The 16,798-nt window shown below is 60.7% G+C and carries 11 protein-coding genes and 1 tRNA gene; 7 read left to right on the forward strand and 5 right to left on the reverse strand.

The features are described 5' to 3' along the window. The first annotated feature begins 115 nt into the window (after positions 1-115). A tRNA-Glu gene (locus DW136_RS00005) sits at positions 116-192 on the forward strand. Between the two features lie 218 nt (positions 193-410). Here the strand turns inward: DW136_RS00005 and DW136_RS00010 are convergent. Continuing rightward, complete coding sequence (locus tag DW136_RS00010; RefSeq protein WP_117583329.1) at positions 411-2,498, reverse strand: glutamine synthetase III; 2,088 nt, start codon at positions 2,496-2,498, stop codon at positions 411-413. A 426-nt stretch (positions 2,499-2,924) separates the two neighbouring features. Here DW136_RS00010 and DW136_RS00015 point away from each other — a divergent pair, with 426 nt between their 5' ends. From DW136_RS00015 to DW136_RS00045, 6 genes are all read left to right on the forward strand, one after another. Next, on the forward strand, positions 2,925-3,797 hold the full coding sequence (locus tag DW136_RS00015; protein WP_117583330.1) for a methylenetetrahydrofolate reductase: 873 nt from the start codon (positions 2,925-2,927) through the stop codon (positions 3,795-3,797). After that, positions 3,797-4,585, forward strand: a complete 789-nt coding sequence (locus tag DW136_RS00020) for a hypothetical protein (RefSeq protein ID WP_117583331.1) — start codon at positions 3,797-3,799, stop codon at positions 4,583-4,585. Before DW136_RS00015 ends, DW136_RS00020 begins: the two co-directional genes overlap by 1 nt. A 10-nt stretch (positions 4,586-4,595) precedes the next feature. Beyond that, on the forward strand, positions 4,596-7,151 hold the full coding sequence (locus DW136_RS00025) for a homocysteine S-methyltransferase family protein (RefSeq protein ID WP_199580116.1): 2,556 nt from the start codon (positions 4,596-4,598) through the stop codon (positions 7,149-7,151). A 108-nt stretch (positions 7,152-7,259) separates the two neighbouring features. Next, entirely contained in the window at positions 7,260-8,624 is a 1,365-nt protein-coding gene (locus DW136_RS00030; RefSeq protein ID WP_117583332.1) for a PFL family protein, read from the forward strand. 321 nt (positions 8,625-8,945) lie between these two features. Further along, positions 8,946-9,821, forward strand: a complete 876-nt coding sequence (locus DW136_RS00040) for a methyltransferase domain-containing protein (RefSeq protein ID WP_233546499.1) — start codon at positions 8,946-8,948, stop codon at positions 9,819-9,821. Between the two features lie 193 nt (positions 9,822-10,014). Next, a complete protein-coding gene (locus tag DW136_RS00045; protein ID WP_117583334.1) occupies positions 10,015-10,314 on the forward strand; it encodes a YhbY family RNA-binding protein in 300 nt (99 codons plus the stop codon). Positions 10,315-10,383: 69 nt separating this feature from the next. Here DW136_RS00045 and DW136_RS00050 read toward each other — a convergent pair whose 3' ends face one another. From DW136_RS00050 to glmM, 4 genes are all read right to left on the reverse strand, one after another. Beyond that, positions 10,384-13,383 (reverse strand): BTAD domain-containing putative transcriptional regulator, encoded by a 3,000-nt coding sequence (locus tag DW136_RS00050; protein ID WP_118288817.1) that lies wholly within the window; start codon positions 13,381-13,383, stop codon positions 10,384-10,386. A gap of 448 nt (positions 13,384-13,831) precedes the next feature. Beyond that, a complete protein-coding gene (nagB, locus tag DW136_RS00055; RefSeq protein ID WP_055251013.1) occupies positions 13,832-14,560 on the reverse strand; it encodes a glucosamine-6-phosphate deaminase in 729 nt (242 codons plus the stop codon). A gap of 272 nt (positions 14,561-14,832) precedes the next feature. Next, the gene (locus tag DW136_RS00060) at positions 14,833-15,300 is read right to left on the reverse strand and encodes a PTS glucose transporter subunit IIA (RefSeq protein WP_306421699.1); all 468 of its coding nucleotides are present in this window, start codon (positions 15,298-15,300) and stop codon (positions 14,833-14,835) included. A 101-nt stretch (positions 15,301-15,401) separates the two neighbouring features. Then, complete coding sequence (gene glmM, locus DW136_RS00065) at positions 15,402-16,739, reverse strand: phosphoglucosamine mutase (protein WP_055251011.1); 1,338 nt, start codon at positions 16,737-16,739, stop codon at positions 15,402-15,404. Positions 16,740-16,798: the final 59 nt, after the last annotated feature.

Below are 16,798 nucleotides of genomic sequence, written 5' to 3' on the forward strand. Positions count from 1 at the left end.
CTGAGTCCTGAGGCTGTTGCAATGAAAATGAGAATCAAGGACTCCTGTGTGGTGGTTTTTCAATCTGCCAACGATTTGTGAACGGATAGAAAAGTCTGCTATACTCTTTCCCGCTGTCCCCATCGTCTAGCGGCCAAGGACGCCACCCTTTCAAGGTGGATATCGCGGGTTCGAATCCCGCTGGGGGCACCAACCCGAAAATGTGCGAACCTGTGCGATGTTAAGTCGTGCGGGTTCGTTTTTTGTCTTGGCTGTTTTCGTTTCGGCGCATGCGCGCCAAATGTGCGCCAAATGTGCGCCAAATGTGCGCCAAATCAGCCAAGAACCTCTGCCGTCTTCGCCAGTGGCGACAAAAAAGAAGGGACCTCGCACAGGCGAGACCCCTTCGCACGCAAAATCAAACGTGTCTGTTACACATAGAACAGAATGTCATCGTAGGTCGGGACCGGCCAGTAGTCGGCGGCCACGATCTCCTCCATGGCATCCACGGCGGCGCGCAGCGTATCCATAGCGGGAACGACCTCGTGTGCATACACGTTGGCCTGCTCCTGACCATCGAGGGCTTCGGCCTTCTGATGCACGGCGTCGAGCGCCTTGATGGAGTCGTTGATGGTGGTGATACCGTTGCAGAGCTTGTTGAGCGTGTTCTGCTCGCACTGCATGGCGGCCTCCGCACCAGCGGCACGAATAGTCTCAAGGCCCTTAGCGACCTTGGTGGCATAGGCGGTAATGACCGGGCGATAGGTACGACGCGCCTCGCGAACCATCGTGGTGGCCTCGATGTTCATGAGCTTGTTGTACTTCTCGAGCTTGCAGTCGTAGCGGCACTGGGCCTCGGCCTTGGTCAGGACGCCCGTCTCCTCAAAGAGCGCGATGGCCTTATCGGAAACAAAGGCGGGCAGGGCGTCGGCCGTGGTCTTGTTGTTGGCAAGGCCGCGCTTCTCGGCCTCAACGGGCCACTCGTCGGAGTAGCCATCGCCGGAAAAGAGAATGCGCTGGTGGTCGGTCAGGACCTTCTTGCAGTACTCGAGCGCAGCGTCCTGGAACTCATCCTCGGGCGTACCCTCAAGCGCGTCGGCGAAAGACTTGAGCGACTTGGCCACGGCGGCATCGAGCACCAGGTTGGAGTCGGAGACGTTCTGCTCGGAGCCGCAGGCACGGAACTCGAACTTGTTGCCGGTGAAGGCAAACGGGGAGGTACGGTTGCGGTCGGTGTTGTCCTGCATCAGTTTGGGCAGGGTATCGGCGCCCAGGTCGAGCACGCCGCGCGTGGCATGGACGGAAGCCTTGCCATCGATGATCTTCTCGACGACCTCGGTAAGCTGGTCGCCCAGGAAGATGGACATAATCGCCGGAGGAGCCTCGTTGGCGCCCAGACGATGGTCGTTGCCGGCAGAGGCAACGGAGGCACGCAGGAGCTCCTGATAGTTATCGACGGCCTCGATCACCGCGGTGAGGAAGACGATGAACTGCAGGTTGTCGAGCGGGGTGTCGCCCGGATCGAGCAGATTCTCGGACTCGGTGCCAAGCGACCAGTTGTTGTGCTTGCCCGAACCGTTGATACCCTCGAAGGGCTTCTCGTGCAGCAGGCAGACCAAGTCGTGGCGGGAGGCGATGAGCTTCATCTTCTCCATCATGACCAGATTCTGGTCGATGGCCTCGTTGACCTCGCCGTAGACAGGGGCGAGCTCATGCTGGCAGGGAGCGACCTCGTTGTGCTTGGTCTTGGCAGGAATGCCAAGCGCCCACAGTTCATCGTCCAGGTCCTTCATATAGGACGAGACGGTGGGGCGGATAGCGCCAAAGTAGTGCTCCTCGAGCTCCTGGCCCTTGCAGGGAGCAGCGCCAAAGAGGGTGCGACCGGTGATGACCAGGTCCCTGCGCTTGCGGTAAGCGTCCTTCTTGATCAGGAAGTACTCCTGCTCATCGCCCACGGAAGGAACGACCTTCTTGGGGGTCTTGCCAAACAGCGCTAAAACGCGCTTGGACTCACGCGAGAGCGCGGTCATGGAGCGCAGCAGCGGGGTCTTCTTGTCCAGGGCCTCGCCCGTGTAGGAGCAGAAAGCTGTGGGGATGCACAGGACATCGTCCTTAATGAATGCGGGGCTGGTGGGATCCCAAGCGGTGTAGCCACGGGCCTCGAAGGTGGCACGCAGGCCGCCGTTGGGGAAGCTGGAGGCGTCCGGCTCGCCCTGAATGAGGTTTTTGCCCGTAAACTTGGTAATGGCGGTGCCGTCGTGGTTGGGCTCGAGGAAGCTATCGTGCTTCTCGGAAGTAATGCCCGAAAGCGGCTGGAACCAGTGCGCGTAGTGCGTAGCACCCTTGGAGATGGCCCAAACCTTCATGGCGTGAGCGACGGCGTTGGCCACATCCAGGTCGAGCGGCTCACCCTCCTCGAGGGTTGCGGCAAGGCGCTTCCAAATGTCCTTGGGGAGGTAGTCCTTCATGACTTCCTCAGAGAACACCATGGTCCCGAAGCGGTCAGTAAGATCGGCCATACGGAACTCCCTTCGTATCGGCACCGCGTGAGAAGCGGTGTTGATTACTAACGAACGAGTCATAGCTTAGGCTCGCCGTGTTTCCGCGACATTACCGTTGTGTTGCTGTCGCGAAACCAATCAATGAGGTTACCGCATCGCGGCAGTATTGCCACCCTTAACAGCCAATGAACTGTATAAATTGCAGACCTCCCCGCATGGTTTAAGGGTAGTCAATTTAGGACGGGGCTAAATTGACTGGTATTTCGCATCAAATACCAGTCTTTATAGTCCGTGCCTAGATTAGCCGCTCTGTTATAGATAAAGCCGATAGCAAGGCATCTTTGATTAGTATCCTCAAATAGCGAGTGAAACTCCACCGTGACACAGTGGTGCTGTAGAATCCTTACAACACATCACACTATTACGTATCTAAAGGAGCACGATATGCGCGTCGACGAGGTTTTTAAGCAGGCAGCATCCCAGGGCACCGCGCCCATTTCGTTTGAGATGTTCCCGCCCAAGGGCGAGCTGACCCTCGACACGGCTCGCGAAGTGGCAGGCAATCTGTGCAAGCTTTCGCCGAGCTTTGTCTCGGTCACCTGCTCGGCCGGCGGCTCGGGCAACGGTGCCACCACCGCCCCCATCGCGCATATGATTACGAGCGAATTCGATACACCCTCGGTGGCACACCTTACCTGCGTGGGCCGGTCGCACGCCGATATCGCCGCCAAGATCGACGAGTATCGCTCGGCCGGCATGGAAAACATCCTGGCCCTGCGTGGCGATCTCCCTGCCGGCGCGACCGAGGACGACAAGCCCGCCTCGGACTACGCCTACGCCCGCGACCTCATCCCCGAGCTCGTCGACGCCGGCTTTTGTGTGGGCGCCGCGGCCTACCCCGAGGGCCACATTGCCTGTGAGGATCTCAACGCTTCGGTCGAATACCTCAAGCAAAAGCAAGATGTCGGCGCGAGCTTCTTTGTGACGCAGCTCTTCTTTGACAACGAGTGCTTCTACCGTTTTCGTGAGCTTGCCGACAAGGCCGGTATCACCGTGCCCATTACCGCGGGCATCATGCCGTTTATGGGCAAGTCACAGATCAGCCGCATGGTCTTTATGTGCGGTGCATCGCTACCTTCCCCCGTCATCAAGATCCTCGCCAAGTACGAGAACGACCCCGAGAGCCTACAGGCAGCCGGTGTAGATTATGCCGCCCGTCAGCTTTGCGACCTTAAGGAGCACGGCGCCGCCGGTCTGCACCTGTACACTATGAATCGTCCTGCAATCGCCGCAACCATTATGGAGCGCCTGGGGTAATGGAAAAACCGCACATCGATACAACCGTTGTCGAAGTGCCGGCCGACCTTGCGTCGCCGGCGCTTTACCGTATCGACGCTGCCCACCACCCTCGCATCGACCGTGCCGAGATGTTGCGTTATCTGGGCTACGGCGGCCAGCAGATTGAGCCCGAGCTGTCACGACGAATTGAGCTTGTCGTTGAGCGTCTGGAGCTAGACATTGAGCCCCGTGGCGTGCGCCGCGTATTTGCCATCGATGCCACGGGCGTCGATGAACAGGGCGAGCCTTGCATTCGCTTGGTTGGCACCAACGTTGAGCTGCGGGGTCGCGACATCTATCGACATCTCAAAGATGCCCGCTTTGCCGCGCTCATGGCATGCACCCTCGGCATGGACGCCGAGCGTCGCCTGCGTACCACGGGAGCCCAGCAGCCCCTAGAGGGAGCCGTGCTCGACGCTGCATGCTCTGCCTATGTAGAAGCCGCCGTCGAGCAGATGGACCAGCAGGTCAAGGCTGCGGCCGCCGCACACGGACTCGCCGGTAACTGGCGCTTCAGTCCCGGCTACGGCGACTGCCCGCTTACGGCCCAGCGCTCGATCGTGGCTGCACTCAACGCCACGCGGCTCATTGGGCTTACCGTCACACCGACCAGCCTGCTCATGCCCACCAAGAGCGTGACCGCGGTGATCGGCCTGTTTGATGGCGAGGTCCACGACGCCCAGAGTCGCCCCACCTGCACTATCTGCCGCATGCGTAAGCACTGCCGCTTCCGCGCCGCCCACACCACCTGCTATTCCAGCCACTAGGAGCCCACCGATGTTTACCCCGCTTATCACTCATGATTCTGACGGTGCTGCGCTGGCGGCTCCCGTTGATGCCGCACGCCGCAAAGGCGCTGCATACAAGACGCGCACAATCGACGACCTTCGCATTAAGAACGATCGTCTGCGCGCCGCCATCGAGGGCACGGGACACCTGCTGTTCGACGGCGGCATGGGCACCATGCTGCAGGCGGCCGGCATGAAAGCCGGAGCCCTGCCCGAGCTGCTCAACTTTGAGGAGCCCCAGGTCATCACCGATATTCAGCGTCAGTACGTCGACGCCGGCTGTGACGTGATCACCGCCAACACCTTTGGTGCCAACGCCCACAAGCTCGACGGCGCCGCCACCGTTGCAGACGTCTTTGCCGCGGCCGTCACCTGCGCCCGCGTGGCCGGCGCCCGCTACGTCGCCGGCGACATCGGCCCCATCGGCGCCCTGCTGCGCCCCCTGGGCACCCTCAGCTTTGACGAGGCCTACGACCTTTTTGCCGAGGAGGTGCGCGCCGGCGTCGCTGCGGGTGTGGACCTCTTTATTATCGAGACTATGACCGATCTTGCCGAGATCAAGGCGGCAGTCCTCGCCTGCCGCGAGAATTCTGACCTGCCCGTCTTTGCCACCATGACCTTTGAGGAAGACGGCCGCACCTTCTTGGGCACGAGCCCCGAGGTCGCCGCCATCACCCTTGACGCCATCGGCGCCGACGTCCTGGGCATCAACTGCAGCCAGGGCCCGGCCGAGCTCCGAGGACTCGCCGCGCGCATGCTCACCGTCACCGACAAGCCCGTTATGGTGCAGGCCAATGCGGGACTGCCCCGCGTGGACGATGACGGCAATACCGTCTTTGATATCCAGGCACCCGAATACGCCGAGGCCGTCGCCGGCATGATCGAGGACGGCGTGAGCGTCGTCGGCGGATGCTGCGGCACCACGCCGGCGCACATGGCGGCACTTCGCACCCTCATCGACAACCACACGCCCTGCACGCGTCACCGCAAGCCCAGCATGTCGGTCACGAGCGCCCAGACGGTCGTGGACCTCCCCTGCGACGGCCACAAGATCGCCGTCATCGGCGAGCGCATCAACCCCACCGGCAAAAAGCGCCTGCAGCAGGCCCTGCGCGACGGCGACCTGGACTACGTCGTGAGCCAGGGCATCAGCCAGCAGGAGCAGGGCGCCGACATCCTGGACGTCAACGTCGGCCTGCCCGAGATCGACGAGGTCAAGGTCATCCAGCAAGCGACCGAGCAGCTCCAAGGCTCCACGCTGCTGCCACTGCAGATCGACTCCACCGACCCCGCCGCCGTCGAGGCCGCCGTGCGCCGCTACGCCGGCAAGCCCATCATCAACTCGGTTAACGGCAAGCAGCAGATCATGGACGAAATCTTCCCGCTGGTCGCCCACTATGGCACCAACGTCGTCGGCCTCACGCTCGACGAGGGCGGCATCCCCGATACCGCCGAGGCTCGCTTCGCCATCGCCGAGCGCATCGTGACCGAGGCCGCCCGCTACGGCATCGGCCCGGACCGCATCCTCATCGACTGCCTGGTCATGACCGCCTCGACCAACCAGCGCCAGGCTGAGCAGATCCTGCGCGCCATGTCTATGTGCAAGGAGCGCCTGGGCGTCAAATGCGCACTCGGCGTATCGAACATCAGCTTTGGCCTGCCAGCCCGCCCGCTGCTGGGCTCGGTCTTTTTGGCTGCCGCTTTTGGCGCGGGCCTGGACGCCCCCATCATGAACCCAGGTTCCAAGCGCTTTATGGATACCGTCTACAGCTATCGCGTGCTGAGCGTCGAGGACGAGGGCTCGACCGGATACATCGAGCGCTACGCCGGCTGGACCGATCCGTATAAGATTGCCGCCAACCCGGCGGCCGCCCAGTCAGCATCGATCGATGCCGCGCCTACCGCAAGCACCACCGCAAGCGCCGATGACGACCCCATCCGCCACATGGTCGTCTCGGGACGCAAGGGCGAAATCGCGGCCGAGACCGAACGCCTGCTGGCCGACCACGACGCCATGGACCTCATCAACGACCACTTTATCCCCGCCCTCGATGAGGTCGGAGTCCTCTTTGACCAGGGCAAGTTCTTCTTGCCGCAGCTCATGGCCTCGGCCGAGGCCGCGCGCGTGGGCTTCAATACCATCAAACGCCTGATGCCCGCCGGCGAGATTGCCGACAAGGGTAAGATCTGCGTGGCCACCGTCAAGGGCGACATCCACGACATCGGTAAGAACATCGTCAAGATGCTGCTCGATAACTACGGCTATACCGTCTTTGACCTTGGCCGCGACGTCGATCCGCAGGAGGTGCTCAAAACCGTCAAGGAGCGCGACATTAAGCTCGTCGGCCTCTCGGCGCTTATGACCACCACGGTCGTCGCCATGGAGGAGACCATCAAGCTGCTTCATGCCGAGGTCCCGGGCGTCAAGATTATCGTGGGCGGCGCCGTGCTCACCCCCGAATACGCCAAGCAGATCGGCGCAGACTACTACGCCAAGGATGCCGCCGAAAGCGCCCGTATCGCCGAAGAGGTCTTTGGACGGTAACACAACGGAAACAACCCCGCACCAAAACGTGCCGCATGCGCCACTTGGCACGTGCGGCACGTTAGAATAGAGGGGACTATGCTCGTTTTGGCAGATAGGAGCGCAAGGATGGCGATCACGCCCGCAGAAATCGCGGAAACCCGCGGCATGGTTGAGGAGCAGAACCTCGACATCAGGACCATCACCATGGGTGTTTCGCTCATGGGTTGCGGTGACGAGAACCTCGACCGCATGTGCACGAAGATCTACGACCACGTGACGCACACGGCCGAGCACCTGGTCGAGACCGCCGAGAACCTCGAGCGCGAGTACGGTATCCCCATCGTCAACAAGCGCGTTTCCGTCACCCCGGTGGCGCAGATTGCCGCATGCTGCAAGGATGAGGACCTCACCCCCATCGCGCACGCCCTCGACCGCGCGGCAGAGACGCTCGGCATCGACTACCTGGGCGGCTTCTCCGCGCTCGTCCAAAAGGGCATCGGCGACGCCGACCGCCGCGTCATCCAGTCCATCCCCCAGGCGCTCGCTACCACCAGCCGCGTCTGCTCCAGCGTCAACGTCGCCAGCCTGCGCGCCGGCATCAACATGGACGCCGTGCTCATGGCAGCGCAGACCATCATCGATGCCGCCAAGCTTACGGCCGATGAGGATTCCGTCGGCGCCTCCAAGTTTGTCTGCTTTGCCAACATGGTCGAGGACTCCCCGTTTATGGCGGGCGCCGTCCACGGCGGCGGCGAGGCCGACGCCGTCATCAACGTAGGCGTCTCGGGCCCCGGCGTGATGGCCGCAGCCCTGGAGAAACTGCCCGATTCCGCATCGATGATGGAAGTCGCCGAGAAGATTAAGCAGACTGCCTTTAAAATCACCCGTGCCGGCGAGCTCATGAGCCGCGAGGCCGCCCATCGTCTGGGTGTCGAGAAGGGCATTGTCGACCTGTCGCTGGCACCTACGCCTGCCATCGGCGACTCCGTTGCGCGCATCCTCGAGATTATCGGCGTGGGCACCTGCGGTGGCCCCGGCACGACCTGCGCGCTCGCCATGCTCAACGATGCCGTCAAGAAGGGCGGCGTCATGGCCAGCTCCAGCGTGGGCGGACTCTCGGGCGCCTTTATCCCCGTGTCCGAGGACGCCGGCATGATCGCCGCCGTCGAGGCCGGCGCGCTTTCGCTCGAGAAGCTCGAGGCCATGACCTGCGTGTGCTCCGTTGGCTTGGACATGATCGCCATCCCCGGCGACACCCCGGTCGAGACCATCGCCGGCATCATCGCCGACGAGATGGCCATCGGCGTCATCAACAACAAGACCACGGCCGTCCGCGTGATCCCTGCCATCGGCAAGGGCGTGGGCGACTGCGTCGAGTACGGCGGCCTGTTCGGCCGTGCACCCATCATGCCGGTGAACCCCAACGCCGGCACCGTGCTTGCCCATCGCGGTGGACGCTTCCCGGCACCGCTGAACTCGCTCAAGAACTAGCTGAGGGGTGCTGGCGAGGAGCCCCGGGGAGGGCAAATATATAAGGTCGCCTGCTCGGACAGTCCTGACTCGCACGGAGAGCACATTAAGTGCTCTCCGGCTCGTGCGGAACTCGCGATCGACCTTATATATTTGTCCTCCCCGGGGCTCCCGCACAACGGGACCTCAGTTGGGTTCTATCCCGGTTGCAGTTGCTTCGCTCCTGCACCACTTGGCTGGTGCGGCGTTTTGGCGTTGGAACGGTTCTTTTTCTGATATATGCTTGTTGCGGCTCTTCTTTTGGGAGGGGCCGCTTTTTTTGTTGTGTGAGGAGGTTGGCCCGTGGTTGATGGGGAGATTCGTTCTGAGCTGCTTGCTGCGGATTGGAATGGCGAATGGATGCGTCTGCAGGCCGCTCGGCATCGGGCTGATGATTCTTTTGAATGGGATAAGCGGGCTCGGCATTTTCGGCCGCTTGAGACTGCTCCGTATGCCCGGGACTTTATGAAGCTGTTGGCGTTAAAGCCTGGTGAATCGGTGCTTGATATGGGGTGTGGGGCTGGGTCGATTGCCATTCCGCTTGCTCAGGCTGGGCATCCTGTGATTGCTGCTGACTTTTCCCCTGCTATGTTGGGCACGCTTGATGCTGGCATTGAGTACTATGGACTCGAGGATCGCATTACACCGCTTGAGCTTGCTTGGGATGATGACTGGGATTTGGTTGGACCGGTCACGAAAGCGGTAGATGTTGCCTTTGCCAGTCGTTCTGTCACCACGACCAACCTAAAAGGCGCGCTTGCCAAGCTTGATCGAACGGCTCGTCGGCGTTGTGCTGTTACGATGGTCGCCAACTCCAGCCCACGCTATGACCTGCACCTGATGAACGCCATCGGTGCCTCGGTTACCTGCAGTAATGGCTTTGTGTATGCCTTTAATATCCTCGTTCAGATGGGTGCCCTGCCGCAGGTTACGTACTTTGAATCGCCTCGTCGCGATACCTTCGATAGCCTTGAGGCGGGCGTGGCGGACTTCTCCCGCATGCTCGAGCGCGGTAACGAGGATAAGATCGACCGTCTGCGCGACTACGTTGCTCAGCATATGACTGAAAATCCCCATGCTGGCGAGCCGGGGTCCAAGGGCGTGCCGCAGGGACGCTACATGCTCGACCACGTCCGCAAGGTCCGTTGGGCGTTTATTGCATGGGAGCCGGTCTCTTAGGGCCGTCCATAGACCGCTTTCGGCCGCCGTACACGTCCGCCTGTAACCCGCGCTGTTCTCCCGCTCGGCATCCGCATTCTTTTTGAACTGGGCAAACACGCCCCACACCGCGCCGTTCCTGCGCTATCGTGGGACAGCTCACGTAGATTAAGGCCCCATCGCGGGGCGCCCCATACATAGAAAGCGAGAACCCATGGCACTGACAGGAGCCCAGGTCAAGCAGCTTCGCAGCATGGCCCATCACCTCAACCCCGCCATCATCATCGGCAAGTCCGATATCAACGAGGGCACCGTCGAGCAGACGGTCGCCTACCTGGAGAAGCACGAGCTCGTTAAGTGCTCCGTGCTGGACGGCTCCAGCCTTTCCGCCCGCGAGGCCGCCGAAGAGCTCGCCGATCGCTGCCATGCCGAGGTCGTCCAGGTTATCGGCCGCAAGTTCTCGCTGTATCGCGAGTCCTCGCGCAAGGATATCGAGAAGATTAAGCTCGTCTAAGAGCCAACGATCCGGCGAGCCAACATACATTAAGCTTGCGAGCGTCCGAGCAATTCGGACGCTCATTTTTTATCGCTCGACGAGCACGCGGTTGAGCCTGCCCTCCACCAAGCGCTCGTACAGACGCCGCGTCTCGGGCTCGGGCACGCCATTGACCTGCTCCCTCAGGTGATGCATATGTCCACTGTACAGCTCGACGATATCGCGTCGTCGCCCCGCCGCACCGTAGACGCGCATAGCGCAACGCACCATGTCCTCGCGCGCCGTCTCTTGCCGCAGCCCCGACTCCACCAGCCATACCGCCGACTGCAGGTCGTTTTCTTCTAGGGCGGCATTCGCGCCCCGAATCATGCAGTCGATATACTTCGATTCCATAATGCGTCGCATACGCAAAAAGTAGGTGGGATTACAGCCATTGGGAACATACAACGGGCCGGCGTAGAGTTGCTCGATCTTAAGGCACAGCTCGACCAGATGGGGTCCGCGCGCACCTGTGCGATTTCCCAAAACTTCGCGGCTTATCTGATCAAACAACCGCACGTCAGTCTTGACGTAATCGCCGTTAAGCCCAATGCACTCGTTTTGGATCAGCACACACGACTTGCCGTCCGGTGTCGGCCCCAAGGCCGAACGCAGGCGCGATATCGTCGAGTACAGATTGTTACGAGCGCTATTGAACTCGGCATGGGGCCACAGCTCCATAGCCAGCGTCTCGCGGTCGACCAGCGCATCCATACCCAGCGCAAGCCGCTCGGCAAGCGTCGCCGCTTTCTTGCGGCGCCACATCTTATCCGTGATGGGAAACCCGTCGCGCTCGGCGCGAAACGCCCCAAACATGCGGATCTCGATATGGCCAATCGCATCGACACCCTCGGCATCACCGGCCTGGAACAGACGCTCGCCTTCGCCCTCAAAGTCGTCACGCAGCGAATATCGCGACAGCTCGCGCACCGGGAGCTTCTTTCGAATTCTAGCAGCCGGCTCACCCAGACAATGCATCGCAAGACGCGCAAACAGCCGATACGACGGATCCAAAATCCCTGGGCGGTTCATGGACATCCAGGCTGCAAGGTCGCTATCTCGGCCCGCACAGGCCAAATGCAGCGCCACCATCCAAGCCTCGGCACCACCGACCTGCGTCCGACTCAAATCGAGCAGCTCTGCCTCTTCGCGCACCGATACCATCGATGTATTGCGTAAGTACGCCGCGCGCTCTAGCAGCAGTGCGTTGTCGCGTATGTATCCAATCGATTCCTCGGCAAGCCTGAGCACCTGCACCGCACGGAATTTGGCATTGACCGGACGCCCCTCGGCCAGCGACTGCCAGCCTTCCAGTATCAAGCCAAACAACTGGACTTGATTGTCACGCACGCGCACGGCAAAACGGTCGAGCTCATTGAATGCCTGCTCGTCGGTCACCGGCATGCCGGCAAGCAGGCGCCGCGCCGATAACACCATGCGCACCCAGATGGCGAGCGCTCGGATTCCACGCGCTTCGAGTGCCTCGAGCGTCAGGGCCATCTCGTCATCACGCTCATCGACCCCCGCATACGATCCATCAAATAGCTCCGTCAACATGCGGTCCGCCCGCACAAACGTCCCCGCGATATCGAGCTCGCAATCGTAGGCCTTATCCGTTTTGAGCCCCGCGAGGATCTCACCGCCCTTCGCCCGCTCGGTCAGCCCATGCTTTATCTCGACATGAGCGGACAGCATGTCGAGTGCGGCACAAGACGCCTCACTTTCCAACGCTGTACGGCTTGCCGGAAGCCCCAGACCGCTATCTCCATAACAGGCGGCCGTAAACGCGTGCGCCACCTTCCACGACACGGGATCGAGCTCGCAAATCGCTTGCTCGCCCGCACGCTCGATAATTGAGGCCATATACCGCGCGAGCTTTGTATTGGAGACGCTCACCGCCGCCAGATAGATGCCGAGCGCCTCGTCAGGCGTCGGCTCCGATGCCTGGCCATCTGCCTCGGACTTTCCCAGCGCCGCGCGGCAGACATCCCCTCCATGCCCTGTCAGGGCCAGATCGACCCCATACTGCCCGGCAAACTCCAACACCGCACTGCGGTCCAAAAACGCGTCGGCGAGGTCCATCGCGATATCGCAGCGCCCCGCTTTAATCAATATACGCGCCGCCCGCACAACGAGTTCGGGGCGAATTTCGGCGACCAGCTTGCGCAATCGTAGGCGTGCGTTGTCCTCGGTACCCAAGCAGGTAAAGCTCCGGTCTGCCGGATCAACGCCAAAAATGGGATAATCGCGGACAAGATAGGACTGGTCAATCGCCGAAAGCCTAACACCGCAAGCCTCGAGCTCCGAAATATTGCCCTCACCCATTAAGACCATCAAGCATGCCACGCTAAACAGGGCGTTGTTCTCGAGCGACGCCAGATCAACAAGTGCCGCGCCGTAGATATTGACGATCTCGTTTTCGAGCATCTGGGCAACGTCTCCCTGCCCGTATAGTCCCGACTGCATAGCCGAGACGAGCTCGGGCACGCCCTGCGTAAGCTGATAGAAGTCGAGCGATGTGCTGATCGAAAACGCCGATGCCCACGCCGAATACTCATAGGCATGCACCTTGAGCATCTGCGCATTGATCTTAACCGAATCGCCCAGCCCATGAATCAGTTGACGATTTGAAGGACGGCAGGAGATAAAGACCCCCACCCCCATAGCGCGCAGGCCGCGAATCCTGTCGATGAGGTCTTCGGTATCGTGCTGATCGAGGTTTGGCACATTATCAATCGCGATAAGGGAGTGCGGTTTGTCTTTGAGTTCTTCGGTAACCACCTCGAGCTGCATAAACACCTCGCGCCCAGTGGCGCGATCGGCCTCGATAATCCGCACGGGGCCTCGCGTCGGGTCGCATTTAACCTCATAGGTGTACTGCAGCAGCACCGAGGTCTTCCCAAACCCGTCGGGCGCATAAAGAACCACGATGCCGGCCTTTCGGCCCTTGGCGAGAAGCTCATTCATCAAGCGTTCGCGTCGCACCATATAGCCACCGCCCAGCGGCATCAGCTCGAGGTCGTCCATACTGCCCAAATCGTTTACCATGCCCGCTCCTCAACTCGACCGTATGGACACTGTAACCGCAAGACCATACAAGCCGCGCTATGAATAGAGCGACCTTGTGTTCTAGGTTGTCTTTTGGTACGCAAGCGGCAAGTTTTTGTACAGCGAGGGCCGATTGTTATTAATCCCCCGACTAATCGGTCTTTAAGCAGGTAAATGAGCTTGTCAGCTTGTCCCATCTAAGCGGCAGTGTAACGCAAATGAACAAGGTTCAGCTATGTCATTCAACTCGCCTAGCACCCGCTACCGTCTACGACCTTTTAGTGGCATTTTTGCATAGAATCTGGTATGGAATGAATCAAGCTGTTGGGCATCCGGCATTCGTCAAGCTTGCGGCAAGATTTTGGTCAAGCGGGCGGAGAGGGATAACAAAAAGGCCCCCGCAAAGCGGAGGCCTTAGGCAAGGCTATGTCGAGATGCAGGATTCGCGCTACTCGCAGAGCGAAAGGGCGGCCTCGTCGGCAACGACAACGCAGTTGGTGTGCAGCTGCAGGATCGAAGCCGGGCACGCGGGCGTAACCGGACCATAGCACATGTCATGCACGGCCTGAGCCTTGGCCTCGCCGTTGGCGACGACTAGGATCATGCGGGCATACATGATGGTCTGGGTACCCATGGTGTAGGCCTGACGGGGAACATCGTCGATGCTGTCGAACAGGCGGCTGTTGGCCTGAATGGTGCTCTCGGTGAGGTCGACGCAGTGCGTGCCCTTGGAGAAGTGGTCATCGGGCTCGTTGAAACCGATGTGGCCGTTGTTGCCAATGCCGAGCAGCTGCAGATCCGGGTAACCGGCGGCGGCGACGATCTTGTCGTACTCAGAGCAGGCAGCGGCGGCGTCGGGGTTGGAACCGTCGGGCACATGCGTGTTGTTCAGGTCGATGTTGATGTGATCGAAGAAGTTCTCACGCATGAAGTAGTGATAGCTCTGGGGATCGTCGTGCGAAAGGCCGCGATACTCGTCCAGGTTGTAGGTGCTGACCTCGGCAAAGTCGACGTCGCCCTTCTCGTACCAAGCAGCGAGCTGCTTGTAGGCACCGATCGGGGTGGAGCCGGTGGCAAGACCCAGCACGCAATCGGGCTTGAGGATAACCTGTGCCGAGATGATATTGGCGGCCTTGCGGCTCATATCCTCGTAGTCTTTAGCTTTAATGATCTTCATTACGCGTCCTTTCTCGTACAAGAGAGGCAAGGCTCCCCTTACAAGCACTTGCCCGCGGCCCGCGTCGGCCGCAACCAACGTGTGCGGCCACCAGGGCGAGGTCGCGTAATGTATGTGTCTCGTGTCTAGCCGCGTCGAGGCCCCTGCCCGTCCACGGTGACCCAAAGCCGTTTAGCTTCGGACAAATCCCATCTTGCCACGGAGGGCGTCCTCTTTCAAGGGCGCCCTCCGTAAACGTGTTTGAATTGTAGGCTAATGGCCACGTGCACTTGCTAGCGCTCGCGAGCAACGATGAGCTGGTCCATCTCTTCGACATGCACGCCAACGGAGCCCTTGATGCTCGAGAACTCAACAGAGTTGCACACCAAGATGGGAACCGTCACATCGTAGCCCTCGGCAGCAATTGCCTCGCGATCGAACTCAATGAGCACATCGCCCTTATGGACGATGTCACCCACTTGCGCATGTACGGTAAAGTGTTTGCCCTCGAGCTGAACAGTGTCCAAACCAACGTGGATGAGCACGTCCAAGCCATCGACCGTGTTAAGCGCAACAGCGTGTCCCGTAGGAAAAATGGCCTCGACCTTGGCGTCTGCCGGCGCAATCACGCGCGTGCCGGTAGGCTGAATCGCCACGCCCTGGCCCAAAAGGCCGGTGGCAAATGTCTGGTCGTTTACCTCGGAAAGCGGAATGACGTCGCCCGAGATGGGAGCATCCAGCGTAAGGACTCGACCACGCATACCAAAAGACCTTAGGACTTTAGTGAACATTCTCCCCCTCGGACATACCAATTGACCAAAATAGCCTTAACAGTTTACCACTTGGCACTCGTTTTTGACCATTAGGGAAGTTCGCGCTTGACAACCTCGACGATGTCGTCGACAACGCGCTGGGTCAGCTCGTGCGTCTCGGCCTCGGCCATAACGCGGACCAGCGGCTCGGTACCGCTCGGACGCACCAGAATGCGACCGCGGCCGTCAAGTTCCTTCTCGGCAGCAGCGACGGCATCCCAGATGGGCTGGCAATCATCCAGACCAGCCTTGTTGTCGGAATGCACGTTGACGAGTACCTGCGGGTACTTCTTCATGATGCCGGCAAGATCGGTGAGGGTACGACCGGTGCGCTTGAGCACGGCCAGCAGCTGCAGAGCCGTCACCAGACCGTCACCGGTGGTGTTGTGCTCCAGGAAGATGATGTGGCCGGACTGCTCGCCGCCGATGACGGCGCCATCCGCGAGCATACGCTCCAGAACGTAGCGATCGCCCACGGCGGTCTGAACCATCTCGAAGCCCTGCTCCTTCATAGCGATGGAGAAGCCCAGGTTGCACATGACGGTCGAGACGATCTCGGAGTTGGCGAGCTTGCCGCGGGCGGCGAGGTCAGAACCGCAGATAGCCAGGATGTAGTCACCGTCGATCTCATTGCCCTCGCTGTCCACGAACAGTACGCGGTCGGCGTCGCCGTCGTGGGCCAGGCCGATATCGGCGTGGGTGCGCAGCACGAGCTCGCGCAGGGGCTCAAGGTGAGTGGAGCCGCACTCGACATTGATGTCGGTGCCGCAGTAATCGGTGTTGATGGCATGGACCGTGGCACCCAGGCGCTGCAGCGCGGCGGGCGTGGTCTGGCAAGAGGCGCCATGGCCGCAGTCGACGGCAACGACTAGGCCATCGAGCCTCAGGCCATCAAGTGTATCGATGGCGTGGTCGACGTATGCCTTGCGAGCGTCCTTCATCTTGATAATGTGGCCCACGCCGGCGCCAGTCGGCAGCGTATCGGCAGCCATGGCTTCCTCGGACATGACCCAGGCGCTGATCTCTTCCTCGACAGCATCGGGAAGCTTCATACCCTTGCGGCTAAAGAACTTGATGCCGTTGAACTCCGGCGGATTGTGCGAAGCGGAGATGACGATGCCGCCGTCGAGCTCGTTCTGAACGGTGAGCAGCGCCACGGCGGGCGTGGGGATGACGCCGCAGCAATGCGGACGGCCGCCCTCGGCCATGATGCCGGCGGTCAGAGCGCTTTCGAGCATGGTGCCCGAAAGACGCGTGTCGCGGCCGACGCAGATATCCGGACCAAGGAACTTGGTCGCCGCGCGGCCCAAGCGAAACGCGAGGTCGCACGAGAGGTCGGCATTGGCGACGCCACGGACGCCGTCGGTACCGAAGATGTTCTGGGGCATAGGATCGCTCCTTCCCTAGCAGGCGATATGCAACCGCCCACCCTAGTCGAAAAAGAAAA

It is taken from the genome of Collinsella sp. AM12-1 (genome assembly GCF_003472325.1).
GTDB lineage: Bacteria > Actinomycetota > Coriobacteriia > Coriobacteriales > Coriobacteriaceae > Collinsella.